The 17,949-nt window shown below is 62.7% G+C and carries 18 protein-coding genes; 10 read left to right on the top strand and 8 right to left on the bottom strand.

Translation table 11 applies throughout. The features are described from left to right. The first annotated feature begins 91 nt into the window (after window positions 1-91). Window positions 92-880, top strand: a complete 789-nt coding sequence (locus NFR87_RS02765; RefSeq protein WP_251446007.1) for a glycoside hydrolase family 18 protein — start codon at window positions 92-94, stop codon at window positions 878-880. Between the two features lie 40 nt (window positions 881-920). On the opposite strand, the gene rpsU is transcribed toward NFR87_RS02765, so the two are convergent. Both rpsU and leuS read right to left on the bottom strand, forming a co-directional pair. Beyond that, entirely contained in the window at window positions 921-1,103 is a 183-nt protein-coding gene (gene rpsU / locus NFR87_RS02760; protein WP_251446004.1) for a 30S ribosomal protein S21, read from the bottom strand. 113 nt (window positions 1,104-1,216) lie between these two features. Continuing rightward, the gene (leuS, locus tag NFR87_RS02755; protein ID WP_251446001.1) at window positions 1,217-3,649 is read right to left on the bottom strand and encodes a leucine--tRNA ligase; all 2,433 of its coding nucleotides are present in this window, start codon (window positions 3,647-3,649) and stop codon (window positions 1,217-1,219) included. A gap of 216 nt (window positions 3,650-3,865) precedes the next feature. Here leuS and NFR87_RS02750 point away from each other — a divergent pair, with 216 nt between their 5' ends. The 4 genes from NFR87_RS02750 to NFR87_RS02735 all read left to right on the top strand — a co-directional run bounded on the left by NFR87_RS02750 (window position 3,866) and on the right by NFR87_RS02735 (window position 6,848). Beyond that, entirely contained in the window at window positions 3,866-4,624 is a 759-nt protein-coding gene (locus NFR87_RS02750; protein ID WP_251445998.1) for a TraX family protein, read from the top strand. A 25-nt stretch (window positions 4,625-4,649) separates the two neighbouring features. After that, window positions 4,650-5,369, top strand: a complete 720-nt coding sequence (locus NFR87_RS02745; RefSeq protein ID WP_338147030.1) for an ABC transporter ATP-binding protein — start codon at window positions 4,650-4,652, stop codon at window positions 5,367-5,369. Then, on the top strand, window positions 5,362-6,198 hold the full coding sequence (locus NFR87_RS02740) for an ABC-2 transporter permease (RefSeq protein WP_251445995.1): 837 nt from the start codon (window positions 5,362-5,364) through the stop codon (window positions 6,196-6,198). The genes NFR87_RS02745 and NFR87_RS02740 overlap by 8 nt, the downstream gene beginning before the upstream one ends. A gap of 110 nt (window positions 6,199-6,308) precedes the next feature. Then, window positions 6,309-6,848 carry a hypothetical protein gene (locus NFR87_RS02735; protein ID WP_251445992.1) on the top strand — a complete coding sequence of 180 codons (540 nt, stop codon included), beginning with the start codon at window positions 6,309-6,311 and terminating at the stop codon, window positions 6,846-6,848. 63 nt (window positions 6,849-6,911) lie between these two features. On the opposite strand, the gene NFR87_RS02730 is transcribed toward NFR87_RS02735, so the two are convergent. Beyond that, complete coding sequence (locus tag NFR87_RS02730) at window positions 6,912-9,596, bottom strand: InlB B-repeat-containing protein (RefSeq protein ID WP_251445989.1); 2,685 nt, start codon at window positions 9,594-9,596, stop codon at window positions 6,912-6,914. Between the two features lie 40 nt (window positions 9,597-9,636). Next, on the bottom strand, window positions 9,637-11,121 hold the full coding sequence (gltX, locus tag NFR87_RS02725) for a glutamate--tRNA ligase (protein ID WP_251445986.1): 1,485 nt from the start codon (window positions 11,119-11,121) through the stop codon (window positions 9,637-9,639). Between the two features lie 137 nt (window positions 11,122-11,258). On the opposite strand from gltX, the gene trpS reads away from it, so the two are divergent. Genes trpS through NFR87_RS02705 form a run of 4 tightly spaced genes read left to right on the top strand, consistent with a single transcriptional unit; the run spans window position 11,259 to window position 15,388 of the window. Further along, the gene (trpS, locus tag NFR87_RS02720) at window positions 11,259-12,260 is read left to right on the top strand and encodes a tryptophan--tRNA ligase (RefSeq protein WP_251445983.1); all 1,002 of its coding nucleotides are present in this window, start codon (window positions 11,259-11,261) and stop codon (window positions 12,258-12,260) included. A gap of 53 nt (window positions 12,261-12,313) precedes the next feature. Next, entirely contained in the window at window positions 12,314-13,402 is a 1,089-nt protein-coding gene (locus NFR87_RS02715) for an MraY family glycosyltransferase (protein WP_251445981.1), read from the top strand. Further along, window positions 13,399-14,547 carry a non-hydrolyzing UDP-N-acetylglucosamine 2-epimerase gene (wecB, locus tag NFR87_RS02710; protein ID WP_277613120.1) on the top strand — a complete coding sequence of 383 codons (1,149 nt, stop codon included), beginning with the start codon at window positions 13,399-13,401 and terminating at the stop codon, window positions 14,545-14,547. Before NFR87_RS02715 ends, wecB begins: the two co-directional genes overlap by 4 nt. Before the next feature lie 58 nt (window positions 14,548-14,605). Continuing rightward, complete coding sequence (locus tag NFR87_RS02705) at window positions 14,606-15,388, top strand: hypothetical protein (protein ID WP_251445975.1); 783 nt, start codon at window positions 14,606-14,608, stop codon at window positions 15,386-15,388. Here the strand turns inward: NFR87_RS02705 and NFR87_RS02700 are convergent. From NFR87_RS02700 to NFR87_RS02690, 3 genes are read right to left on the bottom strand one after another with little or no spacing between them, the layout of a single operon-like run. Beyond that, the gene (locus tag NFR87_RS02700; RefSeq protein ID WP_251445972.1) at window positions 15,360-15,599 is read right to left on the bottom strand and encodes a hypothetical protein; all 240 of its coding nucleotides are present in this window, start codon (window positions 15,597-15,599) and stop codon (window positions 15,360-15,362) included. The genes NFR87_RS02705 and NFR87_RS02700 overlap by 29 nt on opposite strands. After that, window positions 15,592-16,077 (bottom strand): hypothetical protein, encoded by a 486-nt coding sequence (locus tag NFR87_RS02695; RefSeq protein ID WP_251445970.1) that lies wholly within the window; start codon window positions 16,075-16,077, stop codon window positions 15,592-15,594. Before NFR87_RS02695 ends, NFR87_RS02700 begins: the two co-directional genes overlap by 8 nt. Before the next feature lie 27 nt (window positions 16,078-16,104). Next, window positions 16,105-16,383 (bottom strand): hypothetical protein, encoded by a 279-nt coding sequence (locus NFR87_RS02690; protein ID WP_251445967.1) that lies wholly within the window; start codon window positions 16,381-16,383, stop codon window positions 16,105-16,107. Window positions 16,384-16,455: 72 nt separating this feature from the next. Between NFR87_RS02690 and NFR87_RS02685 the strand changes: the two genes are divergently transcribed. Beyond that, the gene (locus NFR87_RS02685) at window positions 16,456-16,926 is read left to right on the top strand and encodes a metallophosphoesterase family protein (RefSeq protein WP_251445964.1); all 471 of its coding nucleotides are present in this window, start codon (window positions 16,456-16,458) and stop codon (window positions 16,924-16,926) included. A gap of 51 nt (window positions 16,927-16,977) precedes the next feature. On the opposite strand, the gene gluQRS is transcribed toward NFR87_RS02685, so the two are convergent. After that, the gene (gluQRS, locus tag NFR87_RS02680) at window positions 16,978-17,910 is read right to left on the bottom strand and encodes a tRNA glutamyl-Q(34) synthetase GluQRS (protein WP_251445962.1); all 933 of its coding nucleotides are present in this window, start codon (window positions 17,908-17,910) and stop codon (window positions 16,978-16,980) included. Window positions 17,911-17,949: the final 39 nt, after the last annotated feature.

Genomic DNA, 17,949 nt, shown 5'->3' with positions numbered 1-17,949 from the left:
CCGCCTCCCTTGCACGTCTTTTTTGCGCCCAGCGCACATATAAAAAGATTATAACACCGATGGGGCCGCTTGGACAAGGGGGAAATCAGATATGGAGCAAATGGAACGGCTGATATTGGCGGTGCCGCCGGGGCAGCTCACCGCTGCCGGGGGCTGGGGACTGCCCCTGGCCCACCTGGCCTACCGGGCGGGGAGCGGGCCCCATCTTTTCCGGGCCAACGCCCCGGTGGCGCCCCGCGGGGGGCTTATGGTCATCGACGACGCCCGGCTCACCGGGGGCGGGGAGGCGGAGGGCTTCTGCAACGAGGTGCTGCGGGAGTGTGCGGCCCGGCGGTTCACCGGAGTGGTGTGCCGCTTCCTTACCCGGCCCACCTCCCTTATGGAGGACATCACCGGGAAGCTGGGAGAGCTGTGCCGGGGGAGGGGGCTGGCCTGTTACGTATCCGAGCCTTACGGCATCAGCGCGCCCCAGGCCAAGGTCATCATCCCCACCGCCCTGTCCGGAGGTTCCCTTCGGGGACGGCTGGAGGAGGCGGCGAACCGCTTCGGAGCGGGGCGGCTGGCGGTGTGGGCAGACCGGGTGGCAGAGGATTTCCTGCTGCCCTCTCCCAATGGGGCGGGAGCGCCCCTGACGGCGGAGGAGCTGAAGAAACGCCGGGAGGCATGCGGCGCGAATGTGTTTTTCTCCGACGAGCTGTGCGCCCACTACTTCACTTACATGGCGGGGGAGAACGGTCATTTCGTCCTCTTTGACGACGCCGGAAGCATCCAAAAAAAGCTCCGGGTGGCCAAGTCCCTGGGCATTGAGACCGCCTTCCTTCCCTATGGAGAGCTCCACGACCTGCTGGAAGCGCTGGTGGGAAAGGGGAAGGCGGAATAAAAAAGCCCCGTGTCCATATGGACACGGGGCTTTTGTGTTCTCAATAGAACTTCTTGCGATTTTTCCGGGCGGCCTCGGACTTCTTGCGGCGCTTGACGCTGGGGCTCTCGTAGTGCTCGCGCTTACGCACCTCGGCCAGGACTCCGGACTTGGCGCAGCTGCGCTTAAAGCGCTTGAGCGCGTTCTCCAGGGACTCGCCCTCTTTCACATGGATCTCCGACATTGTCTTTCCCCTCCCTCCGAAGCGGCGGGATCTTGTCCACCGCGAAAGGGCCACATAGCTATGGCTTTAACAGTAGCATTATACGTGATTCCGCGGCCGTTGTCAAGAAAGATTTACGCCTGGGGCTTGACAATGAAATTCACCAGCTTGCCGGGGACGTGGATGACCTTGACGATCTCCATACCCGCCAGGAATTTCTGCACGTTGGGCACCTCTTTGGCGGCCTGTTCGATGGCGGCGTTGTCGCTGCCGGCGGGCACTTCCGCAGTGCCCCGGAGCTTGCCGGAGACCTGGACGGCGATGTTCGCCGTGGCGGCCGCAGTCTTGCTCTCGTCATAGGCGGGCCAGGACTGCTCGCAGGCCATTTTCCCCGTCTGGTCAGCAAAGCCCAGCTGCTCCCACAACTCCTCCGCCATGTGGGGGGCGAAGGGGGAGAGCATGACGAGCAGGGGGGCGTAGTCCCCCTTGGTGCAGCCGTTGGCATAGTAGTCGTTGACCAGGCTCATGAGGGTGGCGATGGCGGTGTTGAACTTCATGGCGTCGATGTCCTCGCTGACCTTCTTGATGGCCTTGTGGAGGGCGGCGGCGTTGGCGGAGGACTGGGGGCCCTCCTTCACCTGCTCGGCCAGATTCCACACCCGGTCAAGGAACCGCTTGCAGCCCTTGACGGCGTTGTCGCTCCAGGCGGCGGCCTTTTCAAAGTCGCCGATGAACATGATATACATACGCATGGTGTCGGCGCCGTACTGGGCGATGACGTCGTTGGGGTTGACCACGTTGCCCCGGGACTTGCTCATCTTCTCCCCGCCCTCGCCCAGGATCATGCCGTGGCTGGTGCGCTTGGCGTAGGGCTCCTTGGTGGGAACCACCCCGATGTCGTAGAGGAACTTGTGCCAGAACCGGGAGTAGAGAAGGTGGAGGGTGGTATGCTCCATGCCGCCGTTATACCAGTCCACGGGAGACCAGTACTTCAAAGCCTCGGGGGAGGCCAGGGCCTCGGTGTTGTGGGGATCCATATACCGCAGGAAATACCAGCTGGAGCCGGCCCACTGGGGCATGGTGTCAGTCTCCCGCCGAGCGGGAGCGCCGCAGTGGGGGCAGGTGGTGCTCACCCAGTCGGTCATCTTGGAGATGGGGGATTCCCCGTCGTCGGTGGGCTCGTAGTTTTCTACCTCGGGCAGGGTGAGGGGGAGCTGGTCCTCGGGGAGGGGCACCCAGCCGCATTTATCGCACCAGACCATGGGGATGGGCTCCCCCCAGTAGCGCTGGCGGGAGAAGACCCAGTCCCGGAGCTTGTAGTTGACCTGCTCGTGGCCGATGCCCTTGTCCTCCAGCCATTTGGTGATGGCGGGGATGGCCTCCTTTACGGTGAGGCCGTTGAGGAATTCGGAGTTGACCAAAATACCCGTGTCGTCCTTGGCGGTGAAAGCTTCCTTCTGCACATCCTCGCCGCCGGCGACCACCTCGATGATCTCGCAGCCGAATTTCTTGGCGAAGGCCCAGTCCCGGGTATCGTGGGCGGGGACGGCCATGATGGCGCCCGTACCGTAGGAGGCCAGGACGTAGTCGGAGATGAAGATGGGGATCTCACGGCCGTTTACCGGATTGACCGCCTTGACCCCCTGGAGCATGACCCCGGTCTTTTCCTTGTCGGCGGCCAGCTCGGTGCGCTCGAAGTCGGACTTCCGGGCGGCCTCGGCCACATAGGCGTTGACCTCGTCCAGATTGGTCAGCCGATCTGCCCACTCCTTGACGTACTTATGCTCGGGGGAGATGACCATATAGGTGGCCCCGAAGAGGGTGTCGGGCCGGGTGGTGAAGACCACGATATCGTCCCCGGTGGTGGCCTTAAAGGTGACCTCCGCGCCGGTAGAGCGGCCGATCCAGTTCTTCTGCTGGATCTTCACCCGCTCGATAAAATCCAGGCCGTCCAGATCGTCGATGAGCCGCTGGGCGTACTCGGTAATTTTGAGCATCCACTGGCTCTTCTCCTTGCGGATGACAGGGGAGCCGCAGCGCTCGCACACGCCTTCGACGACCTCCTCGTTGGCCAGCACGCACTTGCAGGAGGTGCACCAGTTTACGGGCATGGTGGTCTTGTAGGCCAGACCCTTTTTGAAGAGCTGGAGGAAGATCCACTGGGTCCACTTATAGTACTCCGGGTCGGTGGTGTTCACCTCCCGGTCGTAGTCGAAGGAGTAGCCCAGCATCTGGAGCTGCTTCCGGAAGTTCTGGATGTTATCGTGGGTCACCTTGGCGGGGTGGATATGGTTTTTGATGGCGTAGTTCTCGGTGGGCAGGCCGAAGGCGTCGTAGCCGATGGGGAAGAGGACGTTATAGCCGTCCATCCGCTTCTTCCGGGCCACCACGTCCATGGCGGTGTAGGGGCGGGCGTGGCCCACGTGGAGGCCCTGGCCGGAGGGGTAGGGGAACTCCACCAGCCCGTAGAACTTGGGCTTGTCAGAGTGATCGTGGGCGGCGAAGGTCTTTTCGTCGTGCCACTTTTTTTGCCATTTGGGTTCGATGGCGCCAAAATCGTATTTCATCGTATCACGCTTTCCTTCGTAATATGGAGAATGTGCCCAATATTATAAACGAAAACGGAGGGAATTGCAAGGGGGAAGGGCAGCTCCTCCGTGGCGGGGCGTGAGAGGGGAAATTTTGTAAAAAGACAGAGGAAATTCTTCAAATCTTAAAGAAATAGCAAGGCCGTCTTAGAAAAAGAGCTGTAGGATGAGGGGCGTGAGAGAGGGGTGTGAAAAATGAAAGAAAAAAGACTGGAACTCACCGGCTTCGGCCTGAAGCGCCTGGCGGTGGTGAGCATGGTCATCGACCACATCGGCTCCTTCCTTCTCCGGGCGATGATGATCCCCTACATGGTGGAAGGGACGCTTACGGTAAACAGGGAGTCTCCCACCGCCCTGTGGGAGCTTATGCAGGCCCGGGAGGTGTGCGATATTCTGGGGCGGATCGCCTTTCCCCTATTCTGCTTTTTGATGGTGGAGGGTTTTGTCCACACCCATGACCGGGTGAAATACGGTCTGCGGATGGCGGCGTTTGCCCTGCTCGCCGAGATCCCCTTCGATCTTGCCCACTACCATCGCGTCTTTGACCCCGGGCTGCAAAATGTGATGTTTACCCTCACGGTGTGCATCTTCACCCTGCTGCTCATCTCGAAAGCGGAGGAGCGGTACAGGGAAAGGCCGGGACTCAAATGGCTGTGGGTCGTCCTTTTGACCTTGGCTGGGGCCGGGACTGCCCTTTTCGTTCGGGGAGAGTACGTGTTCCTGGGGGTGTTCTCGGCGGTGGGGCTCTATCTGCTCCGGGACAGAGGAAGGCTCCGGGTGCTGGCATTGGCGCCCCTGCTGGTGGTCTCTCCCTGGACTTTGCTGGCCTGGCTGCCGGCCTTGTTCTATAACGGGGAGCGGGGCCGGGGTTCCCAGTGGTTCTTCTACATATTTTATCCCGCCCATTTCCTGGCCTTTGCCGCCCTGGCGGCCTGGCTGGGGCAGGTGGGCTGAGAGAGTTGGAAAAGGAGGATATGCTATGGAACATGTATTGACAGCCAGTGGCCTGACTAAGGACTACAGGGGATCCCGGGCCCTGGACGGGCTTTCTCTCCATGTGCCTAAGGGATCCATTTACGGCCTGGTGGGGAGAAACGGGGCGGGCAAGACCACCCTCATCCGCATCCTCTGCGGCCTGCAAAGCCACACGGCCGGGGAATACGCCATCTATGGCGTGGACAGTGGGGAAAAGGGCATTGCGGAAGCCCGCCGCAGGCTGGGCGCGATGATCGAGGGCCCCGCCGTCTACCAGGAGCTGACGGGGGCGGAAAATCTGGCGCTCCAATACCGGGTGCTGGGCCGCAGGGACTTTAACACCATCCCTGACCTTCTGAAGCTGGTGGGACTGGAGAACACGGGGAAAAAGAAGGTAAAGCACTTCTCGCTGGGGATGCGCCAGCGGCTGGGCATTGCCGTGGCGATGGCGGGGGAGCCGGAACTGCTGATCCTGGACGAGCCGGTGAACGGCCTGGATCCCCAGGGCATTATCGAGATGAGAAGACTGCTCCAGAGGCTGAACCGGGACAGAGGGGTCACGATCCTGATCTCCAGCCACATTCTGGACGAGCTTGCCCGCCTGGCCACCCACTACGGCTTCATCGACAGTGGCCGCATGGTGGAGGAGATCGCCGCAGCGGATATTCCGGAGAGCCTGGAGGAGCACTATATGAAGCTGATGGGAGGGGAGCAATGTGGGTGAGCTGACGAGATGCGGCCTGTTCCGGCTGAAAAAGGATAGGGTGTTTTGGGCCTGCTTTGGCGTGATGCTGTGCGCCGCTGTGGCCCAGCTGTCCATCGCGGCCCGGCAGTGCCGGATGATGGCGGCGGAAGGCTATATCGTGAATTTGGAGAGCTCCTTCTTCCGCCTGCTTCCGGCAATCGGGCTGTTCGTCGGGGTATTCACCGGACTCTACCTGGGTACCGACCACAGTGAGGGGGCGCTTCGGAACAGATTGATGGTGGGCCATAGCCGGGAGAAGGTCTACCTGGCGGAGTTGGGAACGGCTGTAACGGCGGCCCTGGCCATGACGGCGGCCTGGCTGATGGGCTGCGGGGCGGTGGCCCTGTTCTGCCGGGAGTACTGGCACATGGATCCGGGGCCGTTGGCGCTCTATATTCTGGCGGCCTGTGGCTCCGCTGTGGCCCTGGCCTCCCTTTTAACGACGGTGGGTATGCTCACCGAGAAAAAGTCCACCGCGGCGGTGGCAGCCATCCTGCTGGTGCTTGGGCTGCTGCTGTTGTCCACCTGGCTCTACTCCCGGCTCCTGGAGCCGGAGATGGAGAGCGGACTCATTATCACTACCGCCGGAATGGAGTGGGGGGATCCTACCCCCAACCCCCTATATGTGAGTGGGACACTCCGGCAGGTCTTTCAGCTGCTGCTGAACATACTGCCCACCGGCCAGGCAGTGCTGCTGTCTGAGCTGGCGGCGGCTCACCCTGTCTGGGATCTGGCCGCCTCGGCGGCGGTGACGGTCGTCTCTACCCTGGTGGGGATAGCCCTGTTCCGTAAAAAGGACTTGAAGTAAAAAATCAGAATATTGTCCCCTTTTGTTTTGAAATTCTTAATCTCCTCTTTAGGCGGAGATAAAGAGGGGCTGGTAGAATGGCCTTATTCATCAGAAGAGGAGGGCCCACTATGGATCAGCGCACCATTTACATTCTATTGACCCGGTCGGAGACCTGGTTTTCCCGTCTCATTCATCTGGCCACTGCCGATGATTTCACCCATGCCTCCATCGGCCTGGAGGGCCCCGCGGGGCCCTTCTACTCCTTCGCCCGGAAGAATCCCGCCACCGCCCTGCCCGCGGGCCTGGTGAAGGAGCGGGTGGGCCGGGGCTTTTTCCGCCGCCACCCGGGGATCCCCTGCGCCCTCTATGCCATGGAGGTCAGCGAGGAGACCTATACTGTCCTGGAGCGGAAGGTGAAGGGGATGTACGCGCGGCGGGAGGAGTACCATTACAACCTGCTGGGCGCCTTGAGCTGTTATTTCCATCTGCCCCTGGAACGGCGGCGGCACTATTTCTGTTCGGAGTTTGTGGCGGAAGTCCTCTGTGAGAGCGGTGCGACGCAGCTGAAGCGGTCGCCCGCCCTTACCCGGCCCATGGACTTCTCCCGGCTGGAGGCCCTGCGCCTGGTACTGCGGGACAGGGTGGGGGCCTTGGCGGGGGCGGCGTGAGCAGACGATAAAAAGGAGTGTGGAAGAGAGCTTCCACACTCCTTTTTTACTTATGTCCATATGTCAGTCGGCCCGGAACAGGAAGGTGACGATCTGGCCCCGGGAGCAGTACTTGTCGGGGCTGAAGCTGTTCTTTCCGGTACCGATGGTGATGCCCTGCTGCACCGCCCAACGTACCGCGTCGGCGTAGTAGGCGTTTCCGGCCACGTCGTCGAAGGAATTCTCTCCGGCGACGATGGGGGAGCCTGCTGCCCGCCAGAGGAAGGTCACCGTCTGATCCCGGCCCACAATGATGTCAGGGCCGAAGGTGGTGGAAGAGGTGCCGATGGTGATGCCCTGCTCCACCGCCCACAGTACGGCGTCGTAGTAGTAGGCTCCGGACCGGACGTCCGAGAAGGGATTGGTGGAACTCTTGGGCTTGGGGGAGCCGGCAGCGCGCCACAGGAAGGTGACGAGCTCACCCCGGGAACAGGAGGCGTCGGGGCTGAAGGTGGTGGTAGAGGTGCCCCGAGTGATGCCCTTGTCCACCGCCCAGCTCACCGCCTGCGTGTAGTACATCTCCGGCGGCACATCCAAAAAGCGCTGCTCCTCGCTCCACTGGGCGTAGATGACGGTATCCCTGTCAAAGACGGTGCCGGTGGAGACCTGACTGCCGCCAGAGGCGCTGGTGTACCAGCCTTCAAAGGTATACCCGTTCCGGGAGGGGGTGGGCAGGTCGGCGACCCGTCCATCGGCGCCGGTCTCTCTGGTGGTGGGGCTCACCGTGCCGCCGTTGGGATCCAGGGTAATGGTATAGGTGGGGTCGGAGCTGAAGAAGTCCACCTGGTAGGTAAGGGACATGTCCTCTCCGGAGCTGGAGCGAAGGCCGCCGATGGTGACGGTGTAGATCCCGTCATAGGCGTCGACGCCGTCGGGACGGAAGATGATGCAGTTGCTGATTCCGTAGCCGGCGGTGTCCACCGTGAAATACTTCCCGGAGGAGGCGGCGGTGTAGCTGCTGCCGGAAAAAGCCCAGGTCTTTTTGTCGCTTTCACGGCGCAGGGTGACGGAGACATTGGAGCGGCTGGGCGTCTCATAGAGGTCTGGATTCAGGGAGACGCTCCAGGCCGTATCAGCGTCAAAGAAGGCGGCGGGGAAGTTCCCGGAGGCGGGCCAGGCGATGAACTCATAGTCCACGCTGGAGCCGGAGGTGTCGAAGACCTTCTCACAGATATATCCGGCATTGCCCTTTTTGGCATAGCCGAAGCCCACCTTGCCCATCCTGGGGTTGAGCTGCCAGCGCCGGTGTCCCACCCGGCTGACGTTGGAGGAGTCGCTGTCATCCATAAAGCTGTCCACCGAGTAGGCCAGGGTGCCGTACATACCGCCGGAGCCGTAGTGGATGTTGCTGCTGCTGGTGGCGGACTTGGCCGTGGAATAAAAATTGTTTTCCATGTCGCCGGGCTTGGCGGGGGTGTGGGAAAATTCAGAGGCCGCCAGCAGCACCGCGCCGTACTGGGCGCTCTCATTCAAGGAGCTGTCCAGCTTCACGCTGGGCAGGCCGGCGATCCGCCGCAGGGCGTTGAGCCGAGCCAGAGCCGCATTCAAAGCGTCGCTTGTCACCTTGCCGGGGGCGTAGGGGGCGGTGACCGAGGGCTCCTGGGAGAAGACCGTCTCCGGCATGGTCAGGGGCGCGTCGTCCAGCAGGCTGGTGATCTCCTTCCGGCTGAGCTTGGAAAGGTCGCGGCTGCCGCTGTCCTTGTAGGTATCGCCGTCGCTCCAGTGAGCGTAGACGGTGGTGCTGGCGTCAAAGACGGTGCTGGTGGTGATCCGGGAACCGCGGTCGGCTTTGGTGTACCAGCCCTCAAAGGTATACCCGCTCCGGGTGGGAGTGGGCAGGGTAGTCAGCCTGCCGCTGGTGTTGGTGCTGGCACTCTTGGTGGAGACGCTGCCCCCGTTGGGGTTAAAGGTGACAGTATAGGCATTGGCCGTCCACTGGGCGTAGACGGTGGTATTGGAGGTAAAGGTATAGCTGGTGGTGATCCTGCTTCCGCCGGAGGTGCTGGTGTACCAGCCCTCGAAGCGGTACCCGGCCCGGGTGGGAGTGGGCAGGGTAGTCAGCCTGCCACTGGTGTTGGTGCTGGCACTCTTGGTGGAGACGCTGCCCCCGTTGGGGTTAAAGGTGACAGTATAGGCATTGGCCGTCCACTGGGCGTAGACGGTGGTGTTGGAGGTGAAGGTATAGCTGGTGGTGATCCTGCTTCCGCCGGAGGAACTGGTGTACCAGCCCTCGAAGCGGTACCCGGCCCGGGTAGGAGTGGGCAGGGAAGAGAGCCTGCCGTTTTTCGTGACGGCGCTCTGAACAGTGGTCGTGCCGCCGCGGGCGTCAAAGAGGATGGTGAACTCCGCAGGCCCGGGCGTCGGGGTCGGCGTGGGCGTGGGAGTAGGAGTAGGAGTAGGTGTAGGTGTGGGTGTAGGTGTGGGCGTGGGAGTAGGCGTAGCCCCCGGCGTATTCGTGGGTTCCGGAGTATCTGTGGGTGTGGGCGTCGGCGTGGGTGTGGGCTCCGCTGTGGGATCCGGCGAGGGATCCGGCTCCACCGTCGGGTCGGGGGTGGGTTCCGCCGTAGGGCTTTCCTCTGGGTCGGGCGTTTGCGTTTCCTCAGTGGAGGCGCTGGTAGAGGGACTTTCATCCTCCGCCATAACGCCGGTGGGCAGAAGGGCCAGGAGCATACACAGAGACAGGAGCAGAGCCAGGGAACGTTTTTTCATATCATACGCCTTCTTTTATAATGATAAAATGCCTATGAGATCATTTGCTCAGCTGTTCGATCCCTTTCGCTATGCGGCGCAGGGTCTCCTCCCGGCCCAGAATGTGGCACAGCTCCACCGCGCCGCCGGGGGTGACGGCCTTGCCGGACAGGGCGGTGCGCACCGGCCACATGATCCGGCCATTTTTCAGCTCCAGCTTTTCCGCCAGGCCCACCAGGGCGTCGTGGATGGCGTCGTAGCTCCATGCCTGGAGGGCCTCCAGTACCGGCAGGGTGGCCTTGAGAGCCTCCAGAGAGTTTTCCTCGTCGGTCTTCATTTTCTTGTGGCAGTATAGCTCGTTGGAATACTGGGGCAGCGCGTCGAAGAAGTCCACCTGGGGGGCAATGTCCAGCAGGGTGTCGCACCGTGGCTGCACCAGGGGAGCTACCAGCTTCAAATCCACCTGGGGGGCGTGGACGGCCTGCTGCAGGTAGGGCTGAGCCAGGGGATAGAACGCCTCAGGGGAGAGGGCGCGCAGGTAGTTGGCGTTGAAGTATTTCAGCTTCTCGATGTCGAAGATGGCGGGGGACTTGGAGATGCCGGAGAGCTCAAAAATGTCCGCCAGCTCGGGCAGGGTGAAAAACTCCCGCTCGGCATTCTCCCCTCTGGGGGCCCAGCCCAGCAGCGCCACATAGTTGAGGATGGCCGTTGTGAGATAGCCCTGGGCCTTCAGATCCTCATAGGAGGGATCGCCGTGGCGTTTGCTCATCTTGTTGTGGGCGTCCCGCATGACGGGGGAGCAGTGGATATAGGTGGGAACTTCCCAGCCAAAAGCCTCGTAGAGCAGGTTATACTTGGGGGCGGAGGAGAGGTATTCGCTGCCCCGTACCACATGGGTGATGCCCATGAGATGGTCGTCGATGACGTTGGCAAAATTGTAGGTGGGAAGGCCGTCCCGCTTCAGGAGCACCTGGTCATCCAACGTGTCATTGTCCACGGTGATGGCGCCGAAGACCGCGTCCTGGAAGGTGGTCTGGCCCGTCTGGGGGATCTTCTGGCGCACCACGTAGGGCTCGCCTGCCGCCACCCGGGCCTTGGCCTCGGCCAGAGGCAGATCGCGGCAGGGGTCGGCGGTCTTCTCAAAGTTGCCGGAGTCCTCGGCGGACTCCGCCTTCTCGCAGAAGCAGTAATAGGCGCCGCCCTTTTCCACCAAAAGATGGGCATACTTGCCGTAGAAGTCCCGCCGCTCGGTCTGGATATAGGGGCCCACCGGGCCGCCCACGTCGGGGCCCTCGTCCCAGGTGAGGCCGCACTCCCGGAGGGTCTTGTAGATCACGTCCACAGCGCCCTCCACCAGGCGGCCCTGGTCGGTGTCCTCAATGCGCAGCAGGAACTTGCCCCCCTGGTGCCGGGCAATGAGCCAGGTGTACAGGGCGGTGCGGAGGTTGCCCACGTGCATATACCCTGTGGGAGAAGGGGCAAACCGGGTGCGGACTTCCCCGTGGGGGATCCGCTTTTCCATCTCATCGAACCAGGACATGTCCATGATAAATTCCTCCAAATGTGACTGGGTTTGTCTTTATTTTATCGGCAGGGGAAGAACTTGTCAAGCGGGGAGAAATGTGATATAGTGATTTGGTATTACCAGGGCGGTCAGCCGTTCTGAGAAAAGGAGTGTTTCACATGATAAAAGGACGCAAGATCAGCTTCAGCGGTATCCAGCCCAGCGGCGATATCCACCTGGGCAACTATATGGGGGCACTCCGGCACTGGCCGACCTATCAGGATGAATATGACTGCGTCTACTGCGTGGTGGACGAGCACGCCATCACCCTGCGGCAGGATCCCGCCACCCTGCGCCGCCGCTCCACAGAGCTCTTTGCCCAGCTCATCGCCTGCGGCATCGACCCCAATAGGAGCATCCTCTTTGTCCAGTCCATGGTGCCCGCCCACGCGGAGCTGGCATGGATCCTCAACTGCTTTACCATGTTCGGCGAGCTTAGCCGTATGACCCAGTTCAAGGACAAGTCCGCCAAGCACGCCGACAACATCAACGCCGGCCTATTTACCTATCCCACCCTTATGGCCGCCGATATCCTCCTCTACCAGACGGACATCGTCCCGGTGGGGGAAGATCAGCGCCAGCATGTGGAGCTCACCCGGGACATCGCCCAGCGGTTCAACGGCGTGTATGGCGACGTGTTCACCATGCCCGAGGCGGTCATACCCAAGCAGGGGGCCCGGGTCATGGGCCTGAGCACCCCCGACAGCAAGATGAGCAAGTCCGTCTCCGAGGGCTGCGTCTTCGTGATGGATAAGCCCGAGGACATCATGCGCAAGTTCAAGCGGGCCATCACCGACTCCGATACGGAGGCCTGTGTGCGCTATGACCGGGAGGCAAAGCCCGGGGTGAGCAACCTGCTGGATATCTACTGTGCCGCCGCCGGAGAGAGCCTGGAGGCGGCCCAGAGCCGCTTCGCCGGCCAGGGCTACGGTACGTTTAAGCCCGCCGTGGGAGAGGCCGTTGTGGAATGCCTGCGCCCCGTGCGGGAGGAGACTGAGCGGCTTCTGAGCGACAAGGGGGAGCTGGAGCGGCTCATGCGCCAGGGGGCGGACAAGGCCGCCTGCGTGGCGGGCCGCACCCTGAGCAAGGTACAGAAAAAGGTGGGCTTCCTGCCCCGCTGACCCCTTTACGTATGAAACCCTCCGGCCCCGCCGGAGCAAGGAGAGATACGCCCATGCCTATTTCATTGGAACTCATCGGTCAGGTGGCCGCCGCCCTGGGTGTGGCCTTCCTGATCGCCCTCATCCTCACCCCCGTGGTGAAAACCCTGGCGGTGAAGATGGGCGCGGTGGACGATCCGAGCAAGGATAAAGACCCGGAGCGGCGGATGCACTCAGACCCCATCCCCCGGATGGGAGGGCTGGCCATCGTGCTGGGCTTCCTGCTCTCCACCCTTATCTTCGTGCCGCTGACGACCCAGCTTCAGGGCGCTTTGCTGGGGGCGGTGATGATCGTGGTGCTGGGCGTCTTTGACGATATCTATGACCTGCGGGCCAAGTTCAAGCTGGTGGTGCAGATCGTGGCCGCCCTCATCGCCGTCATGACGGGCAATGTGATCGAGGCTTTGTCCAACCCCAACATCTTCTCCTCCAACCCCTATTGGGAACTGGGGATCCTGGCCTATCCCATCACGCTGATCTGGATCGTGGCCATGACCAACGCCGTCAACCTCATTGACGGGCTGGACGGCTTGGCCTGCGGCGTTTCCTCCATCAGCTCTATGACCCTGCTGGTCATCGCCCTGCTGCTGGGGGAGCCTCAGGTGGCGCTTCTGGTGGCTGCCCTTGCGGGGGGCTGCCTGGGCTTTTTGCCCTACAATATGAATCCGGCCAAGATCTTCATGGGGGACACCGGCTCCACCTTCCTGGGCTACATCCTGGCGGTCATTTCTGTCCAGGGCCTCTTTAAGATGTACACCCTCATCTCCTTTGTGGTGCCCTTCCTGCTGTTTGGCCTGCCCATCTTTGACACCTGCTTCGCCTTTATCCGCCGCATCGCCCACGGCCAGAGCCCCATGCACGCCGACCGGAGCCATGTCCACCACCGTTTGATCGATATGGGCTTTTCCCAGAAGCAGGCGGTGGCAGTCCTGTACGTCATCACCGCCATTCTGGGCCTTTCCGCCGTGGTGCTCACCACCTCCGGGGCGGTGAAGGCCATGCTGCTGCTGTTCGCCTTCTGCGTGGCGGGAGCGGTGGCGCTGAGCGTATTCTATGGCGCCCACCGGCCCCGGCGGGATCGCAGGGAAGAGGAGGAGAAGTGATGAGCGTGCGTGTCATGTCCATCTTCGGCACCCGGCCCGAGGCCATCAAAATGGCCCCCCTGGTGCGGGAGCTCTCCCGCCGGGAGGGGATCGAGAGCCTCTGCTGTGTCACCGCCCAGCACCGGGAGATGCTGGACAGCGTACTGGACATCTTTCGGATCCGGCCCGACTTTGACCTGAATATCATGGAGCCGGGGCAGACCCTGTCCACCATCACCACCAAATGTCTGCTGGGCCTGGAGAAGGTCTTTGCCGAGGGAAAGCCCGACCTGGTGCTTGTCCACGGGGACACCTCCACCGCCTTTTCCGCCGCCCTGGCCGCCTTCTATGGCCAGATCAAGGTGGGCCATGTGGAGGCGGGCCTTCGCACCTACGACAAATACTCCCCCTTCCCCGAGGAGATGAACCGCACCCTGGTGGGCGACCTGGCCGATCTCCACTTCTGCCCCACCGCCGCCAACCGGGACAACCTGCGGCGGGAGGGGATCTCCGATGGGGTCTTCCTCACCGGCAACACAGTCATCGACGCCATGGCCACCACGGTGCGGCCGGATTTTCATTTCCCCACAGAGCTTTTGAACCATTTGGATTATGTAAACCGAACGGTGATCCTGGTCACCTGTCACCGCCGGGAGAATTACGGCGAGCCCATGAGGCACATCATGACCGCCCTGCGCCGTCTGGTGGAGGCATATCCCCAGGTGGAGCTGGTGTATCCGGTTCACCTGTCTCCCGTAGTTCGCCAGGCGGCGGGGGAGTACCTGGCCGGCCACGGCCGTATCCATCTGATCGACCCGGTGGATGTGGAGGAGATGCACAATCTCATGGCCCGGTGCTCCTTTGTGATGACCGACTCCGGCGGGCTTCAGGAGGAGGCCCCGGCTCTCGGAAAGCCCGTGCTGGTCATGCGCCGGGAGACCGAGCGGCCCGAGGCGGTCTCCGCGGGCACGGTGAAGCTGGCGGGCACTGAGGAGGAGAACATCTTCGCCCTGGGGGCCCAGCTTATTGCCGACCGGTCGGCCTATGACGCCATGGCCCATGCGGTCAATCCGTACGGGGACGGCCGGGCCTGCGCGCGCATCGGAGACGCCATCGAGTATCACTTCGGCCTGCGGGAGAGCGGCCCGGAGGAGTTCAAGGCATAAAAGAGTTCAAAAGCCTCCCCTTGGGGGGAGGCTTTTGAAAAGAAAGGGGGAATGGCCCATGGAACGGAAAAACCGGAATATTTTGGTGGCGCTCATTGCCGTGGTCATCATCGCCGCCGTCTTTTCCAGCTTCGGCCTTCCCCTCTTTGCAAATCCCACGGCCACTATCACCCTGCCCACCCCTGTCCCCACCGGGGTGGAGCAGCCGGGGGAGAGCGGTCAGAGCGGCGGCGTCCGGGTAGATGTGACTCCGGGCACTGTTCAGAGCGTCATCGCCGCTATGAGCCGGCTGGAGAGCTATTCCAGGGTGGTCACCACCACCCTGGAGGGGGTCACCTCCACCGCCCAGGTCTGGGTGGACGGCGGCTGGACGCGGGCCGACCTGGCCCTGCCCACGGGCCTGACCATCCACACCATTGTGGGAGACGGCACGGTCTGGCGCTGGAACAACAACGACCGCACCATCCTGACCTGGAGCGCCGGCGAGGACTCTGTGGACGTGGAGGGCCAGCGCATCCCCACCTACGAGGACGTGCTGGCCCTGGATCCGGCGAGCATCACCAATGCCGGGTATGAAAATAAAAACGGGATGGCCTGCGTCTATGTGGAGGTGGCCGTGCCCGAGCTTGACCAGGTGGAGCGGTACTGGGTGTCGGCGGACAGCGGGCTTCTCATGGCCGCGGAGACCGAGACCGGCGGAGCGGTGGTCTATTCCATGGCCGCCACTGCCGCGGAGATCCCCGCTCCCGCCTGGGCCTCCTTCGACCTGCCCGACGGCCAGGTGCTCCACGTGGTGGGCGAGGGCGGCGGAACTACAGAAGGAGCATCAGACCCAGCGTGATGAGCAGCTCCAGGTTGTCCTCCCTGTCGTCCAGGAAGAGAAAGAGGAGGATGAGCAGCAGCAATACATCCCCCGTGTCCAGCTCCTCCAATTTCAGACCGGCCAGAAGGGCGCTCAGACCCTTCTTTTCCCTTGGAGCGGCATCCGCCGTCGGCGGGGGCGGCCCCGCCTCCGGGAACTGGCGGGACTGGGGGAGATAGGGGTTATACATGGCCACCCTCCTCCTTCAAAAGGGCTACCGCGACACGAACCACGCGGGACAGGCGGGCGATCTTCTCCGCCTTCTCCAGCTTTTCCTGCCGTTCGGGGCGGAGAAAGGGTTTTAGGGAGGAGAGCAGGGCGGCTTTTTCGTCGTCCTGGGCGGAATACTCGCCATAGACCTTCAGCGCGATCTGAAGGAGCCTGGGATCAAGGTCACCCAGCCCCCCGCCCCCCAGCGCCCCCAGCAGGGCGGAGAGGTCGGGGCCGTCGGCATTGGCAGTATCAGCGCCGGTGGCGGGGGCGGCTGTCCCCTCCGGCAGGGCCGGGGCCTCTACAGGCACATAGTCCGCCTCCGCCGGAGGCTCCTGGGCGGGGCTGGGGTCGATTTTGGGGCTGCCGCCGGTGAGGGCTTGGGCGATGGCGGTGATCTGGCTCATGGCCTGGGGATCTCCCAGGATGGCCTGTAATTGTTCTTGAAGCTCCGCCATGGTCTCACCCCTTTTTGACGAAAGGATTCAGTTCCCGGTCTTCTTTTTCAGGCCCTCTACGGCCTGGGCCCCTTCGGGGCTACCCATGACTTGATTGAGAAGACCCATGAGGGCGTCGGGCTTTCCCTTGGCCGCGGCCTGTGCGGCGGCCTGGAGCCCATCCCCGGCGCTCTGATTGAGCAGGGTCATGAGCTTCTGGGTCTCCGGAGAGGAGAGGAGGGCTTGAAGGCCCTTGGGGTCTTTGAGGATCTGGGCGGCCTGGGGATCCTGCTTCAGGGCGTCCCAGGCGGGGTCGGGTCTGGTCATGACGGATCACTCCCTTAGGTATCATAGTTGGCTTCCCTCTATTATATGAGTGGGAAGGGAGAAGGTGACAGGATGAAATGGCTGGTTTTTTCTGATTCCCATGGAAATATCGACTATATGCGCAGGGCCATCGAGCTGGAAAAGCCCGACCGGGTGCTCCATCTGGGAGACGTGGCGCGGGACGGGGCCAGGCTCCTTGATGCCTGCCCCGGTCTGAAACTGGAGCAGGTGCGGGGAAACTGCGACCCCATGGACAGCCAGATCCCCGAGGAGCGGGAGCTTTTCTTCGACCTGCGCCGGGTGTGGATGCTCCACGGTCACACCTACTGGGTGAAGGCGGGGCTGGGGATGCTGACGGAGGAGGCCCGAACACGAGGGGTAGAGGCAGTCCTTTTTGGCCACACCCATCAGCCCCTCTGCACCCGGGAGGGCTCGCTGTGGATCATGAATCCCGGCACTGTCAGCGGCCGGCCCAGAGCCACTTACGGGGTCATGGAGGAACGGGACGGAGAACTCTACTGCCGCACGGCGGCGATGGAATAAAACAGGAAAAAGCCCGGCATCTGCAGATGCCGGGCTTTTTTTTGATATCGCTCAATAAGTGGGATCCAGAAGCGCGGCGTCCACCGTGATGTCCTCCCGGGGCACCTTGGCCCAGTCGAAGCGCTGGGCAAGGGCTTCGGCAGTGACGGGGCAGTCGCTGTCCTGCTGGCCGGCCATATGGGCCAGCAGGCCCAGAAGCTCCTGCGGCGTATACCGCCGCCGCAGGGCGCCCATGTCCAGGTCGGCGTCCCGCTTGGCCAGCCGCCGGCCGTCCGGAGCCAGCAGAAGGGGCACATGGATATATTCAGGCGCCTTGAGCCCCAAGACCTGAAAGAGCCATAGCTGTCTTGGGGTGGAGGAGAGGAGATCCCGCCCCCGCACCACCTGGGTGACCCCCATGTCGGCGTCGTCCACCACCACCGCCAGCTGATAGGCCCAGGCCCCGTCAGAGCGTTTGATGGGAAAGTCGCCGCACTGGGTGGCCAGATCCTGAGCGTAGGGGCCCTGGAGAGCGTCAGTGAAGGAGATGGTCTCGTGGGGCACCCGCACCCGGAAGCTGGGCTGGCGCTCCAGGGCCCGCTGGGCGGCCTCCTCCGCCGTCAGCGCCGCGCAGGGGCAGGAGGGGGAGACCTGGTGGAGGTGTGGGGCCTCGTTCAGCCGCTGGATGCGGGAACAGAAGCAGGGGTAGGTGAGGCCCTGAGCCGTCAGGGCCTCGAAGGCCGCGGCATAGAGATGTCCCCGGTTGGACTGCCAGGAGGCCGGGCTTTCGCCCCCCTCGTCCCAAGTGAGGCCCAACCACTCCAGATCCTCCATGAGCTGCCAGGCATGGGCGGGCTGGCAGCGCACCGGATCCAGATCCTCCACCCGGAGAACCAGGGAGCCGCCCTCGTGCCGGACGGAGAGCCAGGCCAGCAGGAAGGAGAACAGGTTCCCCAGGTGCATTCGCCCGCTGGGGGAGGGGGCAAAACGGCCTTTCACCGCCATGGGGGCACCTCCGATCGGATCCAAGCCTCGTGGAAAGCA

This window comes from Vermiculatibacterium agrestimuris, from assembly GCF_943193085.1.
GTDB lineage: Bacteria > Bacillota > Clostridia > Oscillospirales > Oscillospiraceae > Vermiculatibacterium > Vermiculatibacterium agrestimuris.
This window is presented reverse-complemented; position numbering and strand designations above follow the sequence as displayed.

Bases quoted from the DNA above. Each gene is read 5' to 3' on its own strand.
- NFR87_RS02715 (WP_251445981.1), top strand. From the start codon at position 12,314: ATGCCTATTTCATTGGAACTCATCGGTCAGGTGGCCGCCGCCCTGGGT.
- leuS (WP_251446001.1), bottom strand. From the start codon at position 3,649: ATGAAATACGATTTTGGCGCCATCGAACCCAAATGGCAAAAAAAGTGG.
- gluQRS (WP_251445962.1), bottom strand. From the start codon at position 17,910: ATGGCGGTGAAAGGCCGTTTTGCCCCCTCCCCCAGCGGGCGAATGCAC.
- NFR87_RS02695 (WP_251445970.1), bottom strand. From the start codon at position 16,077: ATGGCGGAGCTTCAAGAACAATTACAGGCCATCCTGGGAGATCCCCAG.
- NFR87_RS02705 (WP_251445975.1), top strand. From the start codon at position 14,606: ATGGAACGGAAAAACCGGAATATTTTGGTGGCGCTCATTGCCGTGGTC.
- gltX (WP_251445986.1), bottom strand. From the start codon at position 11,121: ATGGACATGTCCTGGTTCGATGAGATGGAAAAGCGGATCCCCCACGGG.
- rpsU (WP_251446004.1), bottom strand. From the start codon at position 1,103: ATGTCGGAGATCCATGTGAAAGAGGGCGAGTCCCTGGAGAACGCGCTC.
- NFR87_RS02745 (WP_338147030.1), top strand. From the start codon at position 4,650: ATGGAACATGTATTGACAGCCAGTGGCCTGACTAAGGACTACAGGGGA.
- NFR87_RS02735 (WP_251445992.1), top strand. From the start codon at position 6,309: ATGGATCAGCGCACCATTTACATTCTATTGACCCGGTCGGAGACCTGG.
- NFR87_RS02765 (WP_251446007.1), top strand. From the start codon at position 92: ATGGAGCAAATGGAACGGCTGATATTGGCGGTGCCGCCGGGGCAGCTC.
- NFR87_RS02690 (WP_251445967.1), bottom strand. From the start codon at position 16,383: ATGACCAGACCCGACCCCGCCTGGGACGCCCTGAAGCAGGATCCCCAG.
- NFR87_RS02685 (WP_251445964.1), top strand. From the start codon at position 16,456: ATGAAATGGCTGGTTTTTTCTGATTCCCATGGAAATATCGACTATATG.
- trpS (WP_251445983.1), top strand. From the start codon at position 11,259: ATGATAAAAGGACGCAAGATCAGCTTCAGCGGTATCCAGCCCAGCGGC.
- NFR87_RS02700 (WP_251445972.1), bottom strand. From the start codon at position 15,599: ATGTATAACCCCTATCTCCCCCAGTCCCGCCAGTTCCCGGAGGCGGGG.
- NFR87_RS02730 (WP_251445989.1), bottom strand. From the start codon at position 9,596: ATGAAAAAACGTTCCCTGGCTCTGCTCCTGTCTCTGTGTATGCTCCTG.
- NFR87_RS02750 (WP_251445998.1), top strand. From the start codon at position 3,866: ATGAAAGAAAAAAGACTGGAACTCACCGGCTTCGGCCTGAAGCGCCTG.